Raw genomic sequence first — 21729 nt, 5'->3', positions numbered from 1 at the left:
GGCATGACGCAGGTCCCGACGGGCACGCAGGCGCCGGCCACGCCGCCGCCGATGCTGGGCACCGGGCCTGCGGCCGCGGCGCCGCCGCCGGTCCCCCCGGCGGAGTCGGCCAAGCCGCCCGTTCCGCCCACCGTTCCCGTGACCTCCAAGTGGAAGGCCACGATCTACGGGATGGCGGAGTTCGACATCATGCACGACTCCACCCAGAGCTTCGGCGAGTCGGTGGGGGCCACGGTGATCCAGCGCGAGGACACCTATGCGGGCAGGCACGCCCGCACGCATTTCACGACGCGGAACTCCCGCCTTGGCGTCAAGGTGAGCGCGCCCGAGTACGAGGGGATCAAGACCACCTCCGTCCTGGAGCTCGACTTCTTCGGCAGCCAGCCGCCCAACGTCTCGGAAGCCGCGCTGGTGAGCAGCGGCACCTTCCGCCTGCGCCAGGCGTTCATCAAGCTGGAGTCGGATTACGTCGACGTGGTGATTGGCCAGACCTATCACCTGTTCGCGTGGCAGCCGTTCTTCTTCCCGGCCACGTCGTCGTTCTTCCCGGTGATGAACCAGGTCTTCGGCAGGATGCCGCAGGTGCGCGTCGGCCACACCTTCAAGTCGGAGCCGGTCAACGTCGAGATCGCGGGGGCCGTCCTCAAGCCGCCGCAGCGCGACTCCGAGATCCCCGACTTCCAGGCGGGGATGCGCTTCGGCTTCAACGGCTGGAAGGGCATTCACACGCTGGGCGCCGGCGGGATGTTGTTCGACTCGCTGACCCTCGGCGTCTCGGGCCTGTTCCGCCACTTGAAGGTGGCCGAGCACACCGCCGCCCCGCTCCACTCGAGGTCGGCCAACGGCTACGGGATCTCGGTCGACGCGCTGATCCCGATCATCCCGGCGAGCGCGCTCGACGACCCGGGCAATGCGCTGACGTTGACCGGCTCGTTCTTCTCCGGCACGGGCATCGCGGACATCGTGGGTGTCGCGAGCAACGTGCCGAACCCGCCGCTCCCGGACGGCGCGACCTACACGCCGGACATCGACAACGGCCTCGCGGTGTACGACGCGAACAACAACCTCAAGACCATCGGCTGGCGCGGGATGATGGTCGGGCTCCAGTACTATCTGCCCCCCTCGGGCCGCGTCTCCCTCTCCGCCAACTATACCCAGGGCTGGTCGGATCGGATCACGGCGGCGCATGGCTACGCGGACCTTCGCACCGCCTTCCGCGAGTCGCGCTACATCGATGGCAACCTGTTCGTCGACATCATGCCGGCCCTCCGCGCGGGCCTCTCGTTCCAGCGCTCTGAGCAGACGTTCGCCGACGACGTGACCGCGACAAACGAGCGCTTCAAGCTGTCCCTCTACAGCTTCTTCTGAGCGGCGCTCGGCCGCGTCTCCTCGCCGGATCGCGTCCTCGACGATCCTCCCCGGCGGGCCCTCCGCGGCCCGCCCGGCTCTTCACTCTGCTCCAGGTGGTGCGCCACGCGCGCCCCCGCGTTCACGCCCAGGGCGCTGGGGTCTCGGCCTCGCCTCAGCATCGCTTTCCCATGGCGGCGGATCGCACAAGGCTCGATCTTTCAACCAGCGTATCGACTCCGCGGCTCCTTGAGGCCATGGCGGTCACGAGGCGCTTGACTTTCGGAGCCCATTTGAACTTCCTGGACCCTGAGGCTCAATCCGCGACAATGGTGGATTTTTGAAGGACAAGCAGGGAAGGAGGCTCGCAGTGTCAAGGAAGCTTATCCGCGTCGTATCGTTCCGCTCAGGGCTCGCGCTCGGCCTGGCTGCGCTGGCGCAGCCAGGGCTCGCCGGCACGGCCCACGCCGCGCCCCAGACGATCACCAACGGCACGCAGTTCCGGGACACCTCCGGCAACGTGGTCCACGCGCACGGCGGCGGCGTGATCAAGGTCGGCGACGCCTACTACTGGTTCGGCGAGAACCGCGCCACAAAGTACGTCGATGTCTACCGCTCGACCGATCTGAAGAGCTGGCAGCTCCGCAACCACGTGCTGGCGCCGGGCTCGCACGCCGAGCTGCGCTCGGCCAACATCGAGCGCCCCAAGGTGATCTACAACAGCGCGACCGGCCAGTATGTCATGTGGATGCACAAGGAGAACGCCACCGACTACGGCGAGGCCCGCGCGGCCGTGGCGACCTCCAGCACGGTGGACGGCAGCTACACCTACCGCGGCAGCTTCCGCCCGCTGGGGCACATGTCGCGCGACATCACGCTGTTCAAGGATGACGACGGCACGGCGTACATGATCTCGGCCGCGCGCGAGAACGCCGATCTGCACATCTACCGGCTGACGTCCGACTACCTGAACGTGAGCAGCCTCGTCCAGATCCTCTGGGCCGGCTCGTGGCGCGAGGCCCCGGCCCTGTTCAAGCGCAACGGCGTGTACTTCCTGCTGACCTCGGGCGCCACCGGCTGGGCGCCCAACCAGCAGAAGTATGCCACCGCCTCCAGCATCGGCGGCACCTGGAGCGCGCTGCAGAACCTCGGCGACTCAACCGCCTACAGCTCGCAGACGGCCTTCGTGCTGCCGATCCAGGGCTCGTCCGCCACCTCCTACCTCTACATGGGCGACCGCTGGGCAGGGGCCTGGAGCGGGCCAGTCAACGACTCCCAGTATGTCTGGCTTCCGCTCCAGTTCCCCAGCAACACGAGCATGACCATGAGCTACTCGGACCAGGTGACGCTCGACGCCGCCACCGGCGTCGTCCAGGGCTCGGGCGCCACGTACGACACGTTCGCCGCGCGTCACAGCGGCAAGTGCCTGGACGTGAACAGCGCCTCGACCTCCGACGGCGCCGTCGTGCAGCAGTGGACCTGCAACGGCGGCAGCAACCAGCAGTGGCTGCTCCAGAGCGCCGGCGGCGGCTACTACCGCGTCGTGGCGCGGCACAGCGGCAAGTGCCTGGACGTGGTGAGCGCCTCGACCGCCGACGGCGCGGCCGTGAAGCAGTACCCCTGCAACGGGGGCAACAACCAGCAGTGGCAGTTCCAGGACGTCGGGAGCGGGTACTACCGCGTCGTGGCGCGTCACAGCGGCAAGTGCCTGGACGTGGCCAGCGGCTCGACCGCCGACGGCGCGGCCGCGAAGCAGTACACCTGCAACGGGGGCAACAACCAGCAGTGGGAGAGCTGGTGACGCGACGCCCTGGTCCACGCAGGCGAGGCAGAGCGCCCCGCATCGATGAGGGGGCCCGCGCTTCGCCAGCGGGCGCGTCCTGCATTACAATGACCCATGTCGCCATCTTATGTCCCTGTAGATCGACAGTGGCGCTGTGATCGTCGCAGCATCGCTGTTTCTTTCCAGCTCCTCCTGATTGCCGCGATGGCCGGGTTCGGCGCGTCGGTGACCGGATGCGAGGTCGAGGAACGCAACTTCGGCGACGGGGGGAGCGGCGGCGCTGGTGCTTCGAGCCCTGATTCCGGGGGGAGCTGCACTGTGCCGTCGGATTGCCCTGCTCCGGCGGATCCATGCCAGATCTCGGCGTGCGTCGACGGCAGGTGTGGCGCGGCGCTGCTGCCGGAGGGGACCGAGATCGAGCCGGTGGCCGGCGACTGCCAGCGGACGGTCTGCGATGGCCGCGGCGCTCGGAAGGGGGTCCCCGCGGACGAGCTCCCGGACGATGGCAATCCATGCACCGTCGACGCCTGCGCCGGGGTGACGCCCGAGCACTCGCCCCAGCCAGGGTCGTCGTGCCCAGGAGGGATCTGCGATGAGGCTGGCCAATGCGTGCCGGCGGGGTGCTCGTGCCCAGGCGGGGACTGCGACGAGGCCGGCGAATGCGCGCCGGCAGAGTGCGTGGACGACGCCGATTGCGACACCTCGACGGAATGTGCGGAGCACATCTGCATCGACGGTGCCTGCCTGACGGAGCCCATTCAGCGAGGGATGCCGTGCGGCTGGGGGGGGCAGGAGCAGTGCGACGGGGAGGGCCAGTGCATGGGCGATGAGTGCGTCGAGGACAGCGATTGTCCGTGCGGATTCTCCGAGACCTGCATTTGCTTGACCGGGTCCTGCTATCCCGTGGAGGACTGAGGGGCTCCCGGGGCAGCGATGGGCTCGACGTGCGCCCCGCGAGGGGCATCCCCTCATCCGATCGAGCAAGCCCAGGAATCGCCGGCCCGGGAGCGCCGCATAGAGCACAATTTCTGACGAGAGCGGAAACCCGGCAGAGACCCCGTGGTGCGCCGTGCCGGATCGATGCTCCCGGCGCCATTCGAGCTGCACTTTCTTCTCGGTTCGTGGGTATGCTTGTCGCCGCGATGGCGGGCTCGCTCGCCGATCACGCTGGCTGCGAGGGGCGCCGGCGGAGATCGGAGGGGTGCCCGTCTCCGCGCGTGAAGGAGGGACGATGATGAGGCCGAATCAAGCCGCAAAGGGATGTCCGGTGCTCCATTTCAAGCCGGACGCGCCGGGGTTCGACGCGGACCCTTACCCCGCGTACACGGAGCTGCGCGAGTCCGCACCTGTGTATTTCTGGCCAGATGCTCAGTCCTATGTGGTGAGCCGCTTCGACGATGTGGCGACCGTGCTGCGCGATCCGCGGCTCGCGACCGATCCCGCGGCGGCCGGGCTGCCCGCGCCCGAGGCGGGGCTGCCGGAGCCGATCCGCGCGCCGTTCGAGCACTCGCTGTTCCGCCTCGCACCCAAGGACCACGCGCGCGTCCGCCGGGCCGTGAGCCCTGCCTTCACCCCGCGCGCGATCGACCGCCTGCGCCCGATGATCCAGCGCACCGTCGACGAGGCGCTCGCGCCGTTCGAGGGCAAGGACGAGATCGAGATCGCGGAGTTCGCCGATTTCATCCCCCTGCGCGTCGTCGCCTCGATGCTCGACATCCCGGGAACGCACGAGAAGATCTTCCGGGACTTCGGCGAGGCGCTCATCAGGACCGTGGACCCGCGCCTCACCCCCGAGACGTTCGCGGCGGTCGTCGCCCCGGTGCCTGCGGGCGTGGCGCTCCTCCGCGAGCTCATCGCCGAGCGGCGCAGCCGCCTGGGCGACGATCTCTTGAGCACGCTCATCCGCGCCGAGGCCGAGGGGGACCGGCTGAGCGAGGACGAGATGCTCGGGCTCGTCGCCGCGATCATCGCTGCCGGCTCGGAGACCACGGTGCATTTCATCTGCTTCGGCGTCATGTCGCTGCTCTGCGTGCCCGAGCGCGCGGCGACGGTGCGGGCCGAGCCCGAGCTCCTGCGCAGCGCGATGGACGAGCTCCTGCGCTTCGACAATTTTGGCAAGGGAGGGATCGTGCGGTACTGCACGGAGGACGTCGAGATCGGCGGCGTGCGCATGGGCAGGGGGTCGACCCTCATCGCGATCCTGCCGGCGGCGCTGCGCGATCCTCGCGCTATCCCCGACGCGGACCGCTACGACCCGCGGCGGCAGCCCGAGGAGATCCTGAGCTTTGGCCTCGGGCCGCATTACTGCCTGGGCGCGTCGCTCGCGCGGCTCGAGGGCGAGGTCGCCATCGGGACGTTGATGCGCCGCTACGCGGACATGCGGGTCATCGGAGCGCCCACGTACGCGCAGCACCCGACCCTCCGCAAGCTCTCGTCGCTGCGCGTGGCGGTGACGCCCGCGGCTCGGTCCGAGGTAGGCGGATGAGCCGGGTCGTCGTGGACCGGGATCTCTGCGAGGCCAACCAGGCCTGCATGCGGGTCGCGCCGGAGGCCTTCCGCGTGGACGAGGAGGATCGGCTCCACGTCCTGCTGGACGAGGTGGATCCGGCGCTGCGCCCGAAGGTCGAGCGGGCGGTGCGGGCGTGCCCGCGGCGAGCGCTCGAGATCGTGGATTAAGGGGTATCCGGGGGAGGGCGCGCGCGCCGGAAAGGGTCGCCCACGTCGCCGTTCGTGGTAGGATAGCGCTCCGCAAGAGGAGATCGGATCGCATGCCTGCCGACGTGGATGCCGAAGTGGACAGGTTGACAGATCTGGCGCTCGCCCTCCCGCCGGCGCTGCGTGAGCTCGTGGCCTACCGGATCTGGGAGAGCCTCCACCCCGAGGAGAGCTGGCCTCTCGCATCAGGGCAGATCGAGGAGATCCGAAGGCGAGCAGCGGAGGTCGAGGCAGGGACGGTGCAGCTCGTGGACGGCGAGGACGTCCTCCGCAATGCGCGCGCCCGGATCGATGCGCGCCGGCAGTGAGGCGGTTCCGGTTCCACCCGCGTGCGCTTCAGGAGTTCGAAGAGGCGGTCGATCATTATCTCGAGCTGTCGCCCGAGGCGGCATCGCGGTTCGTCAATGCGTTCGAGGCGGCCGTCGGTTTCGCTCGACGGAACCCCGACGCCGCGGCGCGGATCGAGGATGACGTGCGGCGGTGGAACCTGCGCAAGTTCCCTTACGCATTGATCTACCGGCTCTCGAGCGAGCACATCGTTATCATCGCTGTGATGCACGCTCGCCGCGAACCTGGATACTGGAAGAGCCGAATCTCTTCATAGCAGGGTCGGGGCGGGCGTCCTCGACCGAGCCCGCGGCAGCTCATCAGTAGCTGGATCCGCGGCAAGACCCGGGGTCTTGCCGACGATGCGGATCAGCAACGCGGCCACGACGAGGCCCGCGAACGGCCAGTAAAACGGGTCCGACGCCGCGCGCTTGCCGAAGGAGTTCATGAACGACAGCCACAGGGCATAGGATGCCACGAGATGAAGCGCCTTCCACGCCCGGGGGCCGAGCCAGGCCGCGGTGCGCTTGAAGGACGTGACGGCCATCGCGAGGATGAAGACGTAGCCGAGGCCCGAGATCACATGGGTCGATGGCGGGACCCGCGAGTGATAGAGCACCGGATCCATGAAGGCATACGCCATGATGGCCAGCGCGTGCATGGCGTGCGAGCCCGCGAACGACAGGCCAAGGTAGCGGCGATTGGCGCGCTGCCAGCGCGTGAAGCTGCTGGGCCACAGGCGGAATGCTGCCGACGCGGTGAAGGCCAGCAGGAACAGCGCCAGCGAGGTGCGCGCCGTCGTCCGCAGGACCATGCGCACGCCATCCACCGAGAAGTCGCTGCGCCACAGGATCGCGACCGCGACGGCCGCGATGATCAGCAGGCTAGTGCGCAGCAGGGACCATCCTTGAAAATGTCTCAGGAGGCTCATTGGGGGTCAGTCCTTGGACGGGGGAGGGATTCTCCGGTTGGAAGCTGCGCGCACGCGTGCGGGTTGTGCGACCGCATCGCCCTGGATGACCTCGTCGAGACCCTCCGGGCGCAGCGCACCCACCGCTCCTACGCGGGGCGGCGTCCCCGGTTTCGTCGCGGCGGCGCCGGACGGGCGCTGTCTCGTCCATCCCGGATCGGACGGTCGAGCCGCAGGGCTCGACGCCGTCCACGACGGCTCGCGTCGTGTGCTGTATGCTGCCGTCATGAGCTGGAAAGAGAGCTGTCGCACCCGCCTCCGCGAGCATCTCGACCCGCACGGCGATCTCGCTCCGCCATGGGAGCGCTTCCCCGACTACGAGCGCCACACCCTCGGTTGGCGAATGGGCGCAGGTGAGGACTGGGTGGGGCTGTGGAGCGTCTTCCTCGAGCAGCTTGCCCAGGATCCCGAGAGCCGCATCGCCTACCTGCGACGCCACCCTCCCGCTCCCATCAGCTGGGCAGACGCCGTTCACGATGTCCTGTACCCCGCGGAAGGTGGCGACGAGGACGACAGCGACGAGGACGATCCGACTGCGGTGGTCCAGCGCCGCTCCGCGCTCCTGGAACAGGGGCTCATCGCGTCCGACGTCGCTTTCAGCACCTGGCTCGCCCAGCAGAAGGAGATGTGCTGGCCGTGGGAGATGTACCCGACGCCCGAGGACGCGGCCCGCTACAACACCCGCGAGCTCTGGTTCTGGTCGCGCCAGGTCGCCGAGCTCCGGAAAGGCAGCGGATGGACGCCCCCCGGCGTGCCGGAGAGCTGGCGAGCGTGTGCACAGGCGCTCGAGACAGGGGACGCTGGCCTGATCGAGCCTCAGCGCGGGCTCCTGTCGCTCGCCCGGCTGCTCTGCGCCGGGCACGTCAAGGCGCCCTGGCAGCTCGGCCTGTCGGTCGCCGACTTCGCCGACTCGTTCGAGGACGACATGGGTTACGTCGACGCGTTCCGCCTGTGGGGAATGTCGGCCTTCGATGACGTCCACCAGCTCCGCCACTACCTCGACGCCACGCGCATGCCGCCCGGCTGGGAGGCGTGGGTCGCGGAGCAGCTTCCCGTGGAGTGAGCCGAGATGGCTCCCTCGTCGGGGGCAGGTGGGTTGGCTGCGTTACAGGCCGAGGTGCGCGCTCCTCCGCCTTGCTTCTTTCGTCTGCGCGCGCCGGCAGCTCCCCTCGTCGCAAGGCCGTTGCTCTGCTCCGCCATCGGCCTGTACGGTCCGGGGGAGGTGCGCGACTCGCTCGTGCGCCACCGCGGCCTTCGCGGTGCTCCCTCGAACCCAGCAATGCTCACCCTACCCAGCTACCACTCTGTCATCCACTTCGACCCGATCGGCGACACCGCCCGCTACCGCGCCGTCCGCGCGAGCGACGGCGCCCCCGTGGTGCTCAAGGTGCTCGGCGCGGCCGAGTCGCGCGTCGTCGACCGTGCCCGGCTCAAGCACGAGTACAAGCACATCGCGCGCATCGAGTCCGAGCGTGTCGTCAAGGTCCACGGGGTGGAGGAGGTGGATGGGAACCTCGTCCTCGTGCTCGAGGACGCCGCCGGGGAGGAGCTCGGGCGCTTCCTTGCCGCGCGCGGCAGGCTCGACATCGATCTGTGTCTCGATCTCGCCATCTCGATGACCGAGGCGGTGCGCGTGCTGCACGGGCATGGGGTCGTGCACGGCGCCGTCCGGCCGAAGAGCTTTGTCGTCTCCGGCGACGGTCAAGCGCGGATCCTCAACTACGGGGTCGACGCCGCGGTCACCCAGGAGGGCGCGTCGCTCTACAGCGATGCTGTCCTGTCCGACGTGCTCCCCTATACCTCGCCCGAGCAGACCGGCCGGATGAACCGCAGCGTCGACCACCGCTCGGATCTGTACTCGCTCGGCGTGCTCTTCTACCGGATGCTCACCGGCAGCCTGCCCTTCGAGGCGATCGACCCGCTCGAGCTCATCCACGCCCACATCGCCCTCATCCCCGAGCACCCCGCGGAGCGGAGCGCCGGCGTGCCCGCCCCGCTCGGCGATGTGGTCATGAAGCTGCTCGCCAAGAACGCGGAGGATCGTTATCAATCCGCGCTCGGCCTCCTCGCCGACCTCCACGAGTGCCGGCGGCGCCTCGCGCAGGGCCGCCTCGATCGCTTCGACCTCGGCCAGCGCGACGCCGCGCTCCTGCTGCAGATCCACCAGCGGCTCTATGGCCGCGAGGAGAGCATCGAGCGCCTCACGCAGGCCTTCTTCGGGGTCCTCGGCGGCGCGCGCAAGGTCGTCCTCGTGTCGGGCTACTCGGGCATCGGCAAGTCGTCCCTCGTGCAGGAGATCCTGAAGCCCCTCGCGCGCGAGAAGGGGTATTACATCAGCGGCAAATACGACCAGTACAACCGGGATCGGCCCCTCGGCCCGGTGCTCCAGGCGTTCGACGCGCTGCTCCGGCAGCTCCTGTCCGAGAGCGAGGAGCGCATCGCGCGCTGGAGAGCGGCGATGATCCAGGGGCTCGGGAACAACGCGCAGGTCATCTGCGAGGTCCTCCCCGCGCTCGAGTACCTCATCGGCGAGCAGCCGCCCGTGCCCACCCTGGGCCCCGTCGAGGCGCAGAATCGACTCAACCTCACCTTCCAGCGCTTCGTCGCGGTCTTCACGGGGCAGGGGCGCCCTGTCGTCCTCTTCCTCGATGATCTCCAGTGGATCGACGCCGCGAGCCTGAGCCTCGTCAACGCGCTGCTCGAGGGCGACGGGCTCGGGGCCTTCTTCTTCTGCGGCGCTTACCGCGACAACGAGGTGAGCTCCGCGCACCCGTTCATCCGCGCCGTGGAGGACCTCCGGAAGGGTGGTGTCGAGATCGAGCCCATCGTGCTCACCCCGCTCGCGCTCCCGCACGTCACGGCGCTCGTCAACGACAGCCTCGGGCGCTCGGACGGCGGGCAGCTCGCGGCGCTCGTGCTGAAGAAGACCGGCGGAAACCCGTTCTTCATCAAGCGCTTTCTCAAGTCGATCCACGACGGCGGCGCCCTGTCGTTCGACCAGGCCGGCCGCTGGTCGTGGGATCTCGCGGCGATAGGCGCCCTCGAGTACACAGATAACGTCCTCGACCTCATGGCGAGCAACATCCGCCGCCTGCCCGCGCCCACGCAGGAGGCGCTCCGGCTCGCGGCGGCGATCGGCAACCGCTTCGATCTGGGCACGCTGTCCACGATCAGCGGGTGCTCCATCGACGCGTTCTACGCGCGCGTCGAGCCGGCGCTCAAGGAGGAGCTCATCACGAGCGACGGCGCGAGCCACCGCTTCGTCCACGACAAGATCCAGGAGGCCTCCTACTCGATGATCCCTGTCGAGGAGCGGCCGGGGCTCCACCACCGCATCGGGATGCTCTTGCGGAAGGAGCTCGGGGCCGACGGGCGAGGGCTCTACGACGTCGTGAACCACCTGAACCGCGCGGGCGATCTGATCCGCGATCCCGCGGCGCGCCTCGACCTCGCGCGGATGAACCTCGCCGCGGCCGAGCGGGCCGAGGAGAGCGCGGCCTTCGACGCCGCGCTCAAGTACCTGGCCGAGGGGATCGCGCGGCTCCCCGCCGAGCCGTGGGTGGCGGAGTACGAGCTCGCCTTCGCGCTCACCACGAAGATCGGCCTCATGCAGGTGCTCGCCGGCCGCCCCGACGACGCCCTCGTCACGCTGGAGCAGGCGGTTGTCCACGGGACGAGCCGGCTCGACAAGACGCGGGCATACGGGCTCAAGGTGAAGGTGCATGTCCTCAAGGCCGACCTGCACGCCGCCCTGACCGAGGGGCTCGTGGCCTTGCGGCTCTTCGGGATCGATCTCCCGCCCTTCCCGTCGGACGAGGCGGTCGCCGGTGACGTGGAGGCGACGCTGAAGCTCATCGACGGCCGCTCGATGGAGTCGCTCCTCGATCTGCCGCGGCTCGCCGACCCCGAGATCGCCGCCCTGCACAGCGTGCTGGAGGAGATGATCTCGGCCTGCTACTTCCTCGCCAGCAACAACTTCGGGTTCTGCGTGATGCGGATCCTGCGGGACACCGTGCAATACGGCGTCTCGCAGAGCTCGGTCTTCTCCTACGTCGTCTTCGGCCAGATCCTGTGCGTCAGCGGCCGTATCCCGCTCGGTTACGCCTTCGGCGAGGCCGCGGTCGAGCTCCTCCAGCGCTATCCGGACAAGCGGAGCGAGCCGATCCTCGCGTGCATGTGGGGCGCGTTCGTCATGCACTTCCGGACGAGCTACGGAAGGGGGCGAGAGATCCTGCACACCGGCATTCATGCCGGCCTGGAGACGGGGCAGTACGTCTGGTCGTTCTACTGCATGGTCAACGCGAACACGAGCACGCTCCTGCTCGGCCGGCCCCTCGCCGAGATCAAGGCCGAGTCGCGATCGCTGCTCCCCCTGCGGAAGTTCGACAGGTGGAATTTCATCACCTGGATGGTGAGCGCCATCGGCCAGCTCTGCGAGAACCTCATGAGGCCGGATCCGGGCCCGTCGGATCTCTCCGGCGAGTGGATCGAGATCGACGAGATCATCGCGGCCGCGGCGGCGATCAACAACCAGGCTTCCCTCTTCTTCGCCCTCTTCTACCGCCTCGTCCTGCGCCTGTTCCAGGGCGACCACGCGGGGGCGGCCGCGCTCGCGTTCGACGCGAACTCCGGCATCATCGGGATCGCCGGCTGGCAAGGCAACCCGCCGTTCCATTTCTACGGCGGCGTCGCCCTGATCCTGGCGGCCGAGGGCGCGGATCCGGAGACGCGGGAGAAGTACCTCGCGAAGGCCCGCGCCTTTGGCGAGAAGGTCGCGTTCTGGGCGAACCACGCTCCCGACAACATGAAGCACCGCCACCTCCTGCTCGCGGCCGAGCTCGCGCGCGTGGACGGCGACACGCGGAGGGCGCTGGACCTCTACGACGAGGGCATCCGCGCGGCCGGCGAGGGCGGCGCTCTGCACGACGGCGCCCTCGGCAACGAGCTCTGCGCGCGCTGCTACCTGAAGCTCGGGAGGACCACGCTCGCGCGCGCCTACCTGATCGAGGCGCACGCGCAATATGCACGCTGGGGCGCCGCGAGCGCCATGGCCCGCCTCGAGCGCGACTATCCCGATCTCCTGAAGCGCGAGCTGCCGATCCTCGCCAGCGCGCCGGTGGTGGTCCGGGAGGACCTCGACCTGCGCAGCGTGCTCAAGGCCTCTCAGGCCCTCTCCGGGGAGATCGTCCTGCCCCGGCTGCTCGAGGCGCTGATGCGCATCATGCTCGAGAGCGCCGGCGCGCGCCGCGGCTTCTTGATCTTGAAGGACGAGGGGAGCCTCACCATCGAGGCCCTCGGCGACGTCGTGGGTGACCGCTTCGAGCGGGTCGCCTCGGCTCCGCTGGATTCCCGCGCCGATCTGGCCGCCAGCGTGATCAAGTATGTCGCGCGGACCGAGGAGACCGTCGTCATCGACGACGGCCCGGGCCATCCCTCCTTCGCGTCCGACCCCTATATCAGGACCGCTCGGGTGAGGTCGCTGCTCGCCTCGACGATCGTTCATCAGGGGCGCGTCATCGGCGTCGTCTACCTGGAGAACGCGCTCGCCAGCGCTGCCTTCACGCGGGATCGTGTCGAGCTCATCGGCCTGCTCTCGTCCCAGATCGCCGTCTCGCTGGAGAACGCGCGCCTCTTTGCCCGGCTGGAGGACAAGGTGGAGGCCCGCACGGCCGAGCTCAGCGCGGCGCACGCCGAGCTCGGCGTGCTCTACGCGGCGCGGGAGCGGGAGCAGGAGGAGCGGATGCTGGAGCAGCGCGCCCTCATCGAGCAGCAGCGCGAGGTCATCCACGCCCTCTCCGCGCCCATCCTCCAGGTGTGGGATGGTGTCCTGGCCGTGCCGCTCATCGGCGCGCTGGACCGCGAGCGCGCGGACGAGCTCATGCACAGCTTGCTGAGCGCTGTCTCGCGCGGCAGCGTCCGCTTCGCCATCCTCGACACGACCGGCGTCGAGGCCATTGACGAGGCCGTCGCCGATCATCTCGTGCGGATCGTGCGCTCCGTCGAGCTCCTGGGCGTCCGCGCGATCGTGACCGGGATCCGCCCCGCGGTCGCGCGGACCATGACCTCTCTCGACATCGACCTGCGGGCCCTGGGCACGCACGCCACCCTGCGCGAGGCCCTCAAGTTCTGCATGCGGAGCCTCACCTCCGGGCGGCGCGCGTCGCGCCACCCCTGACGTTCCGGGCGACGAACCGACCGCGCCGACGCGAGCGAGAACGTGCTCGACGTCGACTGGCTGGCTCACGGCGCGGGCGGCGCGGCCGGCCCGAGCGGGCCCGACGCAGCGAGGTACCGCTGCACCGTGCGAAGGCTGATCCCGAGCCGCTTTGCGGCCCTCGATCGATTGCCGCTCTCCAGCGCCAGCGCGGCGTCGAGGATCTTCCGGATCGACTCGTCCAGCGTGGCGTCGAGCGAGATCTCCAGCACGCGAGCGCCTCCGGAGCCCGATGCGGAGGGGGCCTCGAAGGCCGGGGCCAGCTCCCGGAGCGGCCTTGGAAGATCGCGCACCCGGACCTGCTTGCCCGATCGCAGGAGCGTGAGCAGCTCGATGACGCTCCGGAGCTCGCGCACGTTGCCCGGCCAGTCGTGCCGGCGCAAAGCGGCCATCGCCGCCCGCGTCATCCGGGCCGGCGGCTCCCCGTGCTTGGCGGCGAGCTGCTGCAGGAACAGGTGCACGAGCGGCGGGAAATCGGCCTGTCGCTCCCGGAGGGGCGGCACCAGCAGCGTCACCCCCTGGATACGATAATAGAGGTCGGCCCGGAAACGGCCGGCCTTCACCTCCTCCTCCAGCGGCCGCAGCGTCGCGCACACGATGCGGGCATCCACGGAGAGCTTCTCGGTGCCGCCCACGCGCATGAACTTCCTGTTCTCCAGGAAGCGCAGGAGCTTTGCCTGAACCGAGATCGGCATCTCGCCGATCTCGTCGAGGAAGAGCGTCCCGCCGTCCGCCGCCTGGATCTTGCCGCGCGTCCGCTCGACCGCTCCGGTGAAGGCGCCTCTCTCGTGGCCGAACAGCTCGCTCTCGAAGAGCGCCTCCGGCACGGCAGCGCAGTTGATGGGGATGAAAGGACCCGAGCGACGGAGCGACAGATCATGGATCTGGCGGGCGAGCACCTCCTTGCCGGTCCCGCTCTCGCCGACGAGCGAGATCCCCACCTCCTTCGGGGCGACCGTGCGAAGAACGCGGCCGAGATCCCGCATCGCAACCGACCGCATCACGGGCTCAATGACTACGTCAAGTTGTCGTGATCGGCGGTTCACGATCAAATTATAGCGACAATCTGTCGCCATGCCACGTTCATCCCGATGTTCGCGTTGAGCGGGCAGGGATCGCGCGACAAACAGAGGACATCGTTGCGTGGCACCGATGTTGCTGTATGCCGTGGATGTGACCGATGCGGCTGTGACCGATGTCGCTGTGGCCGACGTGGCTGTGACCGATGTCGCTGTGGCCGACGTGGCTGCGCTGGAGAAGGCGCATCGCGGCGCCGCGCGCCGGTCGCCATCGAAGCAGCGGAGAGGCACCTGAAGGAAAGAACAAGCATGCAGAACGAAGAGCTCGACTCCTGGGTACTCTCGGTCGCGACGCACGTCCGCCCCTCGAGCATCCACTGGTGTGACGGTACAGACGCGGAGATCAGGTGGCTCCAGAAGCAGATGGTCGCGAAGGGCGTGCTGGCGCCGCTCGATCCGGACAGATACCCGCGGAGCTTCCTGCATCGCTCCCCGCCGGACGACGTGGCGCGCGCGGAGCCTCCGCCGCTCCTCTGCACGCAGCAGCGCGTCGACGCCGGGCCGACGAACCCCTGGATATCCGAGGACGACGCGAACCGGATCGTGTGGCCGCTGTTCGCCGGGGCGATGGCAGGCCGGACGCTGTTCGTTGTCCCGTACCTCCTCGGACCGTGCGACTCGCGCTTCAGCCGCGTGGGGGTGCAGCTCACGGACAGCCCGTACGTCGTCGCGAGCCTTCGGCTCATGACGCGCATGGGGAAGGCGGCCCTGGAGCACCTCGGCAGCTCCTCCGACTTCGTTCGAGGCCTCCACAGCACGGGCGATCTCTCCCCGGACCGCCGGTACGTCGTCCACTTCCCCTCGACGAAGACGATCTGGAGCATCGGCTCCGGGCACGGGGACAGCGCGGTCCTCGGCACGTCGTGCCACGCCCTCCGCATGGCGAGCGCGCAGGCGCGGAAGGAAGGCTGGCTCGCGGAGCGCATGCTCCTGCTGGAGCTGACCGATCCGGAGGGAGACCTGCATTATCTCGCCGTGGCCAGCCCCGGCGCCGGCGGGAACACGCGCCTGTCGACGCTGGTCCCGGATGTGCCCGGATGGTCGGCGAAGGTCGTCGGCGACGACGTCTGCTGGATGCACGCGGGCGAGGACGGGCAGCTCTGGGCCATCAACCCGCTGGCCGGGATGTCCGGCGTCGTGCCCGGGACGAGCCTCAAGCAGAACCCCAGGATCAAGCAGCTCCTGAGTCACGATGTCCTGTTCACGAACACCGCGCTTCAGCAGGACGGCGCGCCGTGGTGGGAGGGCATGGGCGAGGAGCCGAGAGACGGGCTCGTCGACTGGCGGGGGCGACCGTGGTCGGCCTCGTCGCCGGAGCCCGCGGCGCACCCGGACGCGCGGTTCACCGTGGCGGCGAGCCAGTGCCCCACCGTGTCGCGCGCGATCCTCAACCCGAAGGGCGTGCCCATCTCCGCCATCGTCTTCGCCGGCGGCGGGGCGGAGGTGGCGCCGCTCGTGTACGAGGCCACGAGCTGGGCGCAAGGCGTGTACATCGGCGCCACCCTGCTCTCGCAGACGACGCCCGCCGCGGCGCCGCGGAGCGACCCGATGGGGATGAGCTCCTATTGCGGTTACAACATGGGCGACTACTTCGCTCACTGGCTGTCTATCGGCGCGCGGCTGCCGAGGGCGCCGCGGGTCTTCCATGTCAACTGGCACCGCGCCGACAGGGGCAAGCCCCTGTGGCCCGGCCGCGGGCACGATGCGCGCGTCCTGAAGTGGATCGTCGAGCGCGTGCAGCGCAGCGCCGCCGCGCGGCTCACGCCGATCGGGTTCGTCCCCACCGAGCTCGACGTGGGCGGACTCGGCTTCTCTGCGGACCACGCCCAGAAGCTGCACGAGGTCGATCTCCGCGCCTGGACAGAGCAGATGGCCCGCAACCAGGAGCTCCTCGCGCGCTTCGGGAACCGCTTGCCCGAGGCGCTGCGCGGCGAGCACGAGGGCATCGTCCACCGCCTGAAGATGGCGTCGAACTGATGGTGAGGAAGACAAGGGCCGCTGTGCACTCCAGCGCGCGGCGACGGCGGGGCGATCCGCTTCACGTGGTGATCGTCTCGGACAACGCGGAGACGCTGGATGGGCTGCAAGAGTACCTCCAGCGCGCCGGCGTGACGGCGCACGTGACGCGCCACCTGCGCGCGCCGGTGCTGGACGGCGCCGCCATCTCGGCGATCGTGCTCTTCCCGGACGATTACCCGCTGGCGGAGGTCGAGGCGGCGGTCGAGCGCATCACGCGTGACCGTCCCGGCGTGCTCCCCCTCCTCGTGACCCGGAATCCTCGAGGCTTCGCGGCGCTCTCGACCGGCGGAGGCGCGCGCCATCTCCTCACGATCATCCCGAAGCCCGCCTGGGGATGGACGATCCTGGACACCATCCGCGCGCGGGTGGTGGAGGTGTGACGATGTCTTCCTCTCCTCAGCCTTCTCTTCAGCCCGAGCCGGTGAGGCGTCGAATCCCGGTGGCGGCTGCCCTCCGGCGCAGCTTCAGCAAGGGATACGGCCTCGGGGATTTCCAGGCCGACCTGCTGGCCGGCACCGTCGTCGGCGTCGTGGCGCTCCCGCTCTCGATGGCCCTCGCCATCGCGGTGGGCGCTCCGCCTCAGCACGGGCTTTACACGGCGATCGTGGCCGGCGCGCTCGTGGCGCTCCTGGGCGGTTGCAAGTTCCAGGTCACCGGCCCGACGGCGGCCTTCGTGGTGATCCTCGCGCCGATCGTGACGAAGCACGGGGTGGCAGGGCTGATGACGGCGGGGCTGATGGCCGGCGTGCTGCTCGTGATCATGGGGCTCGCGCGGCTCGGCCGGCTCATCGAGTACATCCCGTATCCGGTGACGACCGGCTTCACCGCAGGGATCGCCACCGTGATCGCGACGCTTCAGGTGAAGGACGTCCTGGGCCTCGAGGCAGGGCCGCTCCCGGAGCACTACGCGGCCAAGGTGGCCGCCTTGTGGGCGGCTCGCGGGACGGCCGACGTCTTCGAGCTGGCCGTCGCCGTCTCGACGCTCGCCCTGCTCCTGGTCATCCCCCGCGTCGTCAAGAAGGTGCCGGCGCCGCTCCTCGCCATCACCCTCGTGTCGCTCGCTGCGGTGGTCGTCGCCGAGGTCTACCCAGTGTTCTCCGTGGCGACGATCGGCAACCGCTTTCACACCACCCTCGACGGCGTGGAGTTCGCCGGGATCCCGCCGATCCTCCCGACTCCCTCGCTCCCCTGGGGCGACGGGCTCTCGCACGAGCTCGTGCGGGAGCTGCTCCCCTCCGCGTTCGCCATCGCCATGCTCGGCGCGATCGAGTCGCTGCTGTCGGCGGTCATCGCCGATGGCATGACGGGGACCAAGCACGATCCGGACTCGGAGCTCATCGGCCTCGGGATCGGGAACATCGTCGCGCCGATCTTCGGCGGCATCGCGGCGACCGGCGCGCTCGCGCGCACCGCCACGAACATCCGCGCTGGCGCGCGCTCTCCGATCGCGGCCGTCACGCACGCCGTGGTCGTCCTGCTGTCGATCCTCTTCCTCGCCCCGCTCGTGGCCTACGTCCCGATGGCGTCGCTGGCAGCGCTGCTGCTGCTCGTCGCGTGGAACATGTCGGAGCTCCACCATTTCATCCGTATCGTGAAGCTCGCGCCGAGGAGTGATGTGTTCGTGCTGCTCACCTGCTACGGGCTCACCGTGGTGATGGACATGGTTGTCGCGGTGTCGGCCGGCGTGGTCCTGGCCGCCATGCTCTTCATGCGCCGCATGGCCGAGCTGACGGGGGGTCGAACGGTGCTGAACACCGCCGACGAGCTGGGCGAGTTCGTGCTTCCGGAGCGGGTCGCCCTGTACGAGATCAATGGCCCGCTGTTCTTCGGCGCCGTCCAGAAGGCGATGGCGGCGCTGCACGCGATCCGGGGGGATAGCTACGAGGTGATGATCCTCCACCTCGGCAAGGTCCCGTTCATCGACAGCACGGGGTTCGTCGCCCTCGAGAACGCGATCGACGGGCTCGTGCGGCGCCAGAAGACGGTGGTCCTGGCCGGCCCGCTGCCCAGGCCTCGCGAGATCTTCGACAAGGCGCGCCTGGAGGAGCGGTCCAGGCGCGTTTACATCGCGGAGGACCTGGACGCGGCGATCCGCCTCGCCGGCGCGCTTGTGCGCGCCTGAGGCGGCCGCCGCGCTACCTGCACGAGCCCGTCTCGATGGAGTGCGGGCGCACCGAGGTGTTCTGGATGCTGTTCGGGTCGGTCACCGCGACCTCGCGGCCCCAGCCGGTGAGCCCCGCGAAGGTCCCGTCGGTCGTCATGTCGAACGGCCCGTCGTCCTTGCAGTCGCCGTTCTCGGCGGCGCCCCACGACCAGGCGAGCCAGCCGACCTCGAGCTCGACGCTCTTGGCCAGGAGGGTCTTGTAATCGAACGGGTGCTGGCTGCACTCGTACACGGCGTGCTGCGCGAACTCGCCGACCATGAGAGGCAGGTTCAGCGCCACGGACTCGTTGAGCTCTTTCGTGATCGTGGCCCCGCTCCCGTCCGTCCACCACATGTGCACGCTGAGCAGGATGTTAGGATCGTGCGCGACGAGCGCGGGACCGACGGCCTGGAGCTGGTCGATGTTCTGCCCCCACTTGGAGGCGTCGATGATGAGCGGCGTCGTGATGCCGGCGTCGCGCATCCGGGTGATGGCCTGCTTGTAGCCCGCCTCCCACGCCGCGTTGTCCACCACGTCCCCGACCTCGTTGCCGATGTTGACGAGCAGGTTCTGCTCGTGCTTCTTGATCACGGCGACGGCCTCCGGCTTCGTCCAGTAATCGACGAGGCTCGGCAAGAGCTCCCATTTGCCCGTGGCGTCGTGCAGCTCGACGATCGGAATGAGCTTCTGCGAGAGCGCGTTCGTGATGGCCTGATCGAGGCCCGCCACGGACGCCTTGGTCTCCCACACGATCCGCACCGTGTTGGCGCCTGTCTTCGCGATCTCCTGGAACTCCGGCATGCCGTCGGACCCCGACGAAAGCCAGACGATCATCTCGTTGACGCCCCGGAGCAGCACCTTCTCGCCGCAGCGGTCGTGGAGGAAGCGGCCTCGCACCGAGAACCCCGGCCCCGTGACATCGCCGCCCCCGGCGCCCGTGCCGCCCCCGGCGCCCGTGCCGCCCCCGGCGCCCGTGCCGGAGGTGGCGCCCGTGCCGGAGGTGGCGCCCGTGCCCGACGTGTCGCCGCCGGCGCCGGACGTGTCGCCGCCGGCGCCGGCGCCGGACGTGGCGCCGGTGGCATCGCCGCCCGTACCCGACGCGCCCCCGCCCGATCCGGTCGCCTCCTGCCCCGAGCCCGGCTGTTCGTCCGCTTCGCCGCACCCGGCGGAGAGGCCCAAGGCCATGAGGGCTGCACCGGCCCAGCCGGCTACCGATCCATGGATAACGCGCATCGTGATCTCCCGTTCTCCTGCCCCCGCACCTGACTGCACCAGACGCCGGTATGCACGAGCAGAGCGGGGCGGGCAATCCTCCTCGCCCGCCTTCGCGCAGGATCCAGGGGCATCCTTACCATCTCCGCGCGATCACCCCTCAGTCGCCATCAGGCTCACGGTATCGCTCCTCTCTCACTGTACCGGTTCAGTTGGCCGGCGGGATGAAGACGCCCGGGCAGGGCTCGTCGCCGAAAACCCTGACGCCGAACCGGTACATCGTGATCTTGGGGTTGGGCGCCCAGTTCCAGCTGCCTCCGGCATAGGAGTGGTCGTTCGACTGGTCGAACGCCTGCCAGCTGGACGCGTGGAACGCGAGGCGGAGCTGCTCGGTGGTGCTCGAGGGATCCAGCAAGACACTCGGGATCTCCACGTCGACGTAGTGGGTCGCGTCCGCGCACCCGCCGCCGGGCACCTCATGGAAGCTCATCGCCGGCGTGGTCGAGCAGCCCCAGCACTCCGCCGCGAGCGTGCCAGTCGGCTCCTTGGTGAAATAGTAACGCACGATCGCGCTCCCGAGGTAGATGCTGCCGGTCCCTGCATTGCGCACCTGGATGCCCGGCGTCACCCAGTTCGGCTGCGGCGTGTGCTCGTCGTACAGCACCTCCAGCTGGCAGTCCGCCGGGCAGGACGAGGTGCTCTCGCCGGTGCTGCAGACGCCGTCGCCGCAGGAGCAGTCGCTCGCGCACGAGGCCGGGCTCTCGAGCGGGCCGCAGGCGCCGTCGCCGCAGGAGCACACGTCGGACACCGTCTTCTCGCACATGGCCTGGACCGCGCGGAAGGCATAGGTCACGTCCTCGCCGCGGCATTCGTCGTTCAAGCACTGCTTCGGGCGCACGCAGTCCTCGTCCTCGTCCGCCTCGAAATCTTGCGCGCCGCGCACCAGGATGCCGACGAGCTCGTGCGTGTCGAGGTCGAACACGCCCGAGCCCGAGTTGCCCACGAACGTGTCGAGGTTCGCGACGAAGAAGTCGTGGCTTGACGCGTTGCTGCGGACCGTGGCGCCGTCGGCCAGCTTGAGCGGCAGCCCGCGGGGGAAGCCGTGCACGATGAGATCGGTCTCGTCTTCTTCCAGCGGCTCGCTCGACACGCGCACCGCGGCGGGCTGCCGCCCCACGACCGGCCGGTCCAGGCGCACGACCGTGTAGTCCGCTCCGCTGGGATCCCTGTACCAGGTGATGAAATCCACGCAGCTGTAGAGGTCGTCGCTCGTGATCTGGTTGAGCTGGCCGGTGGAGGGGTTCATCGCGTAATCGAAGACGAAGCGGCTGTCGCCGCAGTTGTTGATGCAATGCCCGGCCGTCAGCACCAGGTCGTCGTCGATCAGCGTGCCGCTGCAGTCGGCGAGCGCCGGCTGCGTGGCGAAGCGCTCGTCGGGGCACACGTCGTCCCGCCCGATCCAGTCGGGCCCGGCGATCTGGATGTCGTTCGGGTCCGAGTCGTCGACCGCCGAGGTGGGGACCAGGGCCACGGTGAAGTCGAGCACGCGCTGCGCCCACACGGGATCCGAGTACGTGAACGGCTCCTCCCGGTCATCGTCGCCATAGATGACCTCGGAGCGGACCTGGCCGGTGACCTCGTCCTCGACGGGCGTCGAGCACGCCACGCCGGTCCCCGCGAAGACAAGACAAGTACAAGTGATCAGTCGAATTATCTTCATGGCAAACTCCCGAGTTGTAATGCAAGGACATCGAACGCGCTGCGAGGCCTTCCTTCGCGGCCGTGCCTCGGGTCGACGCGCGCCGAGCTGCGACGCGCGTCGACCCGAGGCGCAAGGAAGCGAGTCGAGCCGCCCTGTGAGCCCGCGCCACGGGCGACGCGGCGCGGGGATCAGCCGGCGATCTCGGACGGGGGCATCA

General features: G+C 69.3%; 17 protein-coding genes. 13 read left to right on the top strand and 4 right to left on the bottom strand.

Features of this window, described 5'->3' with window-relative positions; translation table 11 throughout:
* Window positions 1–3 precede the first annotated feature (3 nt).
* The 7 genes from WME75_RS27570 to WME75_RS27540 all read left to right on the top strand — a co-directional run bounded on the left by WME75_RS27570 (window position 4) and on the right by WME75_RS27540 (window position 6449).
* A complete protein-coding gene (locus tag WME75_RS27570) occupies window positions 4–1368 on the top strand; it encodes a hypothetical protein (RefSeq protein WP_437477009.1) in 1365 nt (454 codons plus the stop codon).
* Between the two features lie 349 nt (window positions 1369–1717).
* The gene (locus tag WME75_RS27565; RefSeq protein ID WP_437477007.1) at window positions 1718–3148 is read left to right on the top strand and encodes an RICIN domain-containing protein; all 1431 of its coding nucleotides are present in this window, start codon (window positions 1718–1720) and stop codon (window positions 3146–3148) included.
* Window positions 3149–3334: 186 nt separating this feature from the next.
* Window positions 3335–4045, top strand: a complete 711-nt coding sequence (locus WME75_RS27560; RefSeq protein ID WP_437477005.1) for a hypothetical protein — start codon at window positions 3335–3337, stop codon at window positions 4043–4045.
* Between the two features lie 319 nt (window positions 4046–4364).
* Window positions 4365–5615, top strand: a complete 1251-nt coding sequence (locus WME75_RS27555; protein ID WP_437477003.1) for a cytochrome P450 — start codon at window positions 4365–4367, stop codon at window positions 5613–5615.
* Window positions 5612–5806, top strand: coding sequence for a ferredoxin (locus WME75_RS27550; protein ID WP_437477000.1), 195 nt, complete (start codon window positions 5612–5614; stop codon window positions 5804–5806). Before WME75_RS27555 ends, WME75_RS27550 begins: the two co-directional genes overlap by 4 nt.
* A gap of 116 nt (window positions 5807–5922) precedes the next feature.
* Window positions 5923–6153, top strand: a complete 231-nt coding sequence (locus tag WME75_RS27545) for an addiction module protein (protein WP_437476997.1) — start codon at window positions 5923–5925, stop codon at window positions 6151–6153.
* On the top strand, window positions 6150–6449 hold the full coding sequence (locus WME75_RS27540) for a type II toxin-antitoxin system RelE/ParE family toxin (protein ID WP_437476994.1): 300 nt from the start codon (window positions 6150–6152) through the stop codon (window positions 6447–6449). The genes WME75_RS27545 and WME75_RS27540 overlap by 4 nt, the downstream gene beginning before the upstream one ends.
* Here the strand turns inward: WME75_RS27540 and WME75_RS27535 are convergent.
* Entirely contained in the window at window positions 6444–7103 is a 660-nt protein-coding gene (locus tag WME75_RS27535; RefSeq protein ID WP_437476991.1) for a hypothetical protein, read from the bottom strand. The two genes, WME75_RS27540 and WME75_RS27535, sit on opposite strands and share 6 nt — an antisense overlap.
* A gap of 265 nt (window positions 7104–7368) precedes the next feature.
* On the opposite strand from WME75_RS27535, the gene WME75_RS27530 reads away from it, so the two are divergent.
* Together WME75_RS27530 and WME75_RS27525 are read left to right on the top strand one after the other, a co-directional pair.
* Window positions 7369–8205: a hypothetical protein gene (locus tag WME75_RS27530; protein ID WP_437476989.1), complete on the top strand. Its 837-nt coding sequence runs from the start codon at window positions 7369–7371 to the stop codon at window positions 8203–8205.
* A 216-nt stretch (window positions 8206–8421) separates the two neighbouring features.
* Window positions 8422–13317, top strand: a complete 4896-nt coding sequence (locus WME75_RS27525; protein ID WP_437476986.1) for an AAA family ATPase — start codon at window positions 8422–8424, stop codon at window positions 13315–13317.
* 65 nt (window positions 13318–13382) lie between these two features.
* Here WME75_RS27525 and WME75_RS27520 read toward each other — a convergent pair whose 3' ends face one another.
* Window positions 13383–14357, bottom strand: coding sequence for a sigma-54 interaction domain-containing protein (locus WME75_RS27520; RefSeq protein ID WP_437476984.1), 975 nt, complete (start codon window positions 14355–14357; stop codon window positions 13383–13385).
* Between the two features lie 142 nt (window positions 14358–14499).
* Here WME75_RS27520 and WME75_RS27515 point away from each other — a divergent pair, with 142 nt between their 5' ends.
* Genes WME75_RS27515 through dauA form a run of 4 tightly spaced genes read left to right on the top strand, consistent with a single transcriptional unit; the run spans window position 14500 to window position 18576 of the window.
* On the top strand, window positions 14500–14670 hold the full coding sequence (locus WME75_RS27515) for a hypothetical protein (protein ID WP_437476981.1): 171 nt from the start codon (window positions 14500–14502) through the stop codon (window positions 14668–14670).
* Between the two features lie 14 nt (window positions 14671–14684).
* Complete coding sequence (locus WME75_RS27510; protein WP_437476978.1) at window positions 14685–16412, top strand: phosphoenolpyruvate carboxykinase (GTP); 1728 nt, start codon at window positions 14685–14687, stop codon at window positions 16410–16412.
* Window positions 16412–16834: a hypothetical protein gene (locus tag WME75_RS27505; protein ID WP_437476976.1), complete on the top strand. Its 423-nt coding sequence runs from the start codon at window positions 16412–16414 to the stop codon at window positions 16832–16834. Before WME75_RS27510 ends, WME75_RS27505 begins: the two co-directional genes overlap by 1 nt.
* Window positions 16835–16836: 2 nt before the next feature.
* Window positions 16837–18576 carry a C4-dicarboxylic acid transporter DauA gene (gene dauA / locus WME75_RS27500; protein WP_437476973.1) on the top strand — a complete coding sequence of 580 codons (1740 nt, stop codon included), beginning with the start codon at window positions 16837–16839 and terminating at the stop codon, window positions 18574–18576.
* 13 nt (window positions 18577–18589) lie between these two features.
* Here the strand turns inward: dauA and WME75_RS27495 are convergent, their stop codons facing one another.
* Window positions 18590–19783 carry a cellulase family glycosylhydrolase gene (locus WME75_RS27495; protein WP_437476971.1) on the bottom strand — a complete coding sequence of 398 codons (1194 nt, stop codon included), beginning with the start codon at window positions 19781–19783 and terminating at the stop codon, window positions 18590–18592.
* 235 nt (window positions 19784–20018) lie between these two features.
* Window positions 20019–21530: a trypsin-like peptidase domain-containing protein gene (locus tag WME75_RS27490; protein ID WP_437476968.1), complete on the bottom strand. Its 1512-nt coding sequence runs from the start codon at window positions 21528–21530 to the stop codon at window positions 20019–20021.
* Between the last annotated feature and the right edge of the window lie 199 nt (window positions 21531–21729).

This window comes from Sorangium sp. So ce1014 (assembly GCF_051521505.1).
Classification (GTDB): domain Bacteria; phylum Myxococcota_A; class Polyangia; order Polyangiales; family Polyangiaceae; genus Sorangium.
Note: the sequence above shows the minus strand (reverse complement) of the source record. Positions and strands in the feature narration are given on the sequence as shown.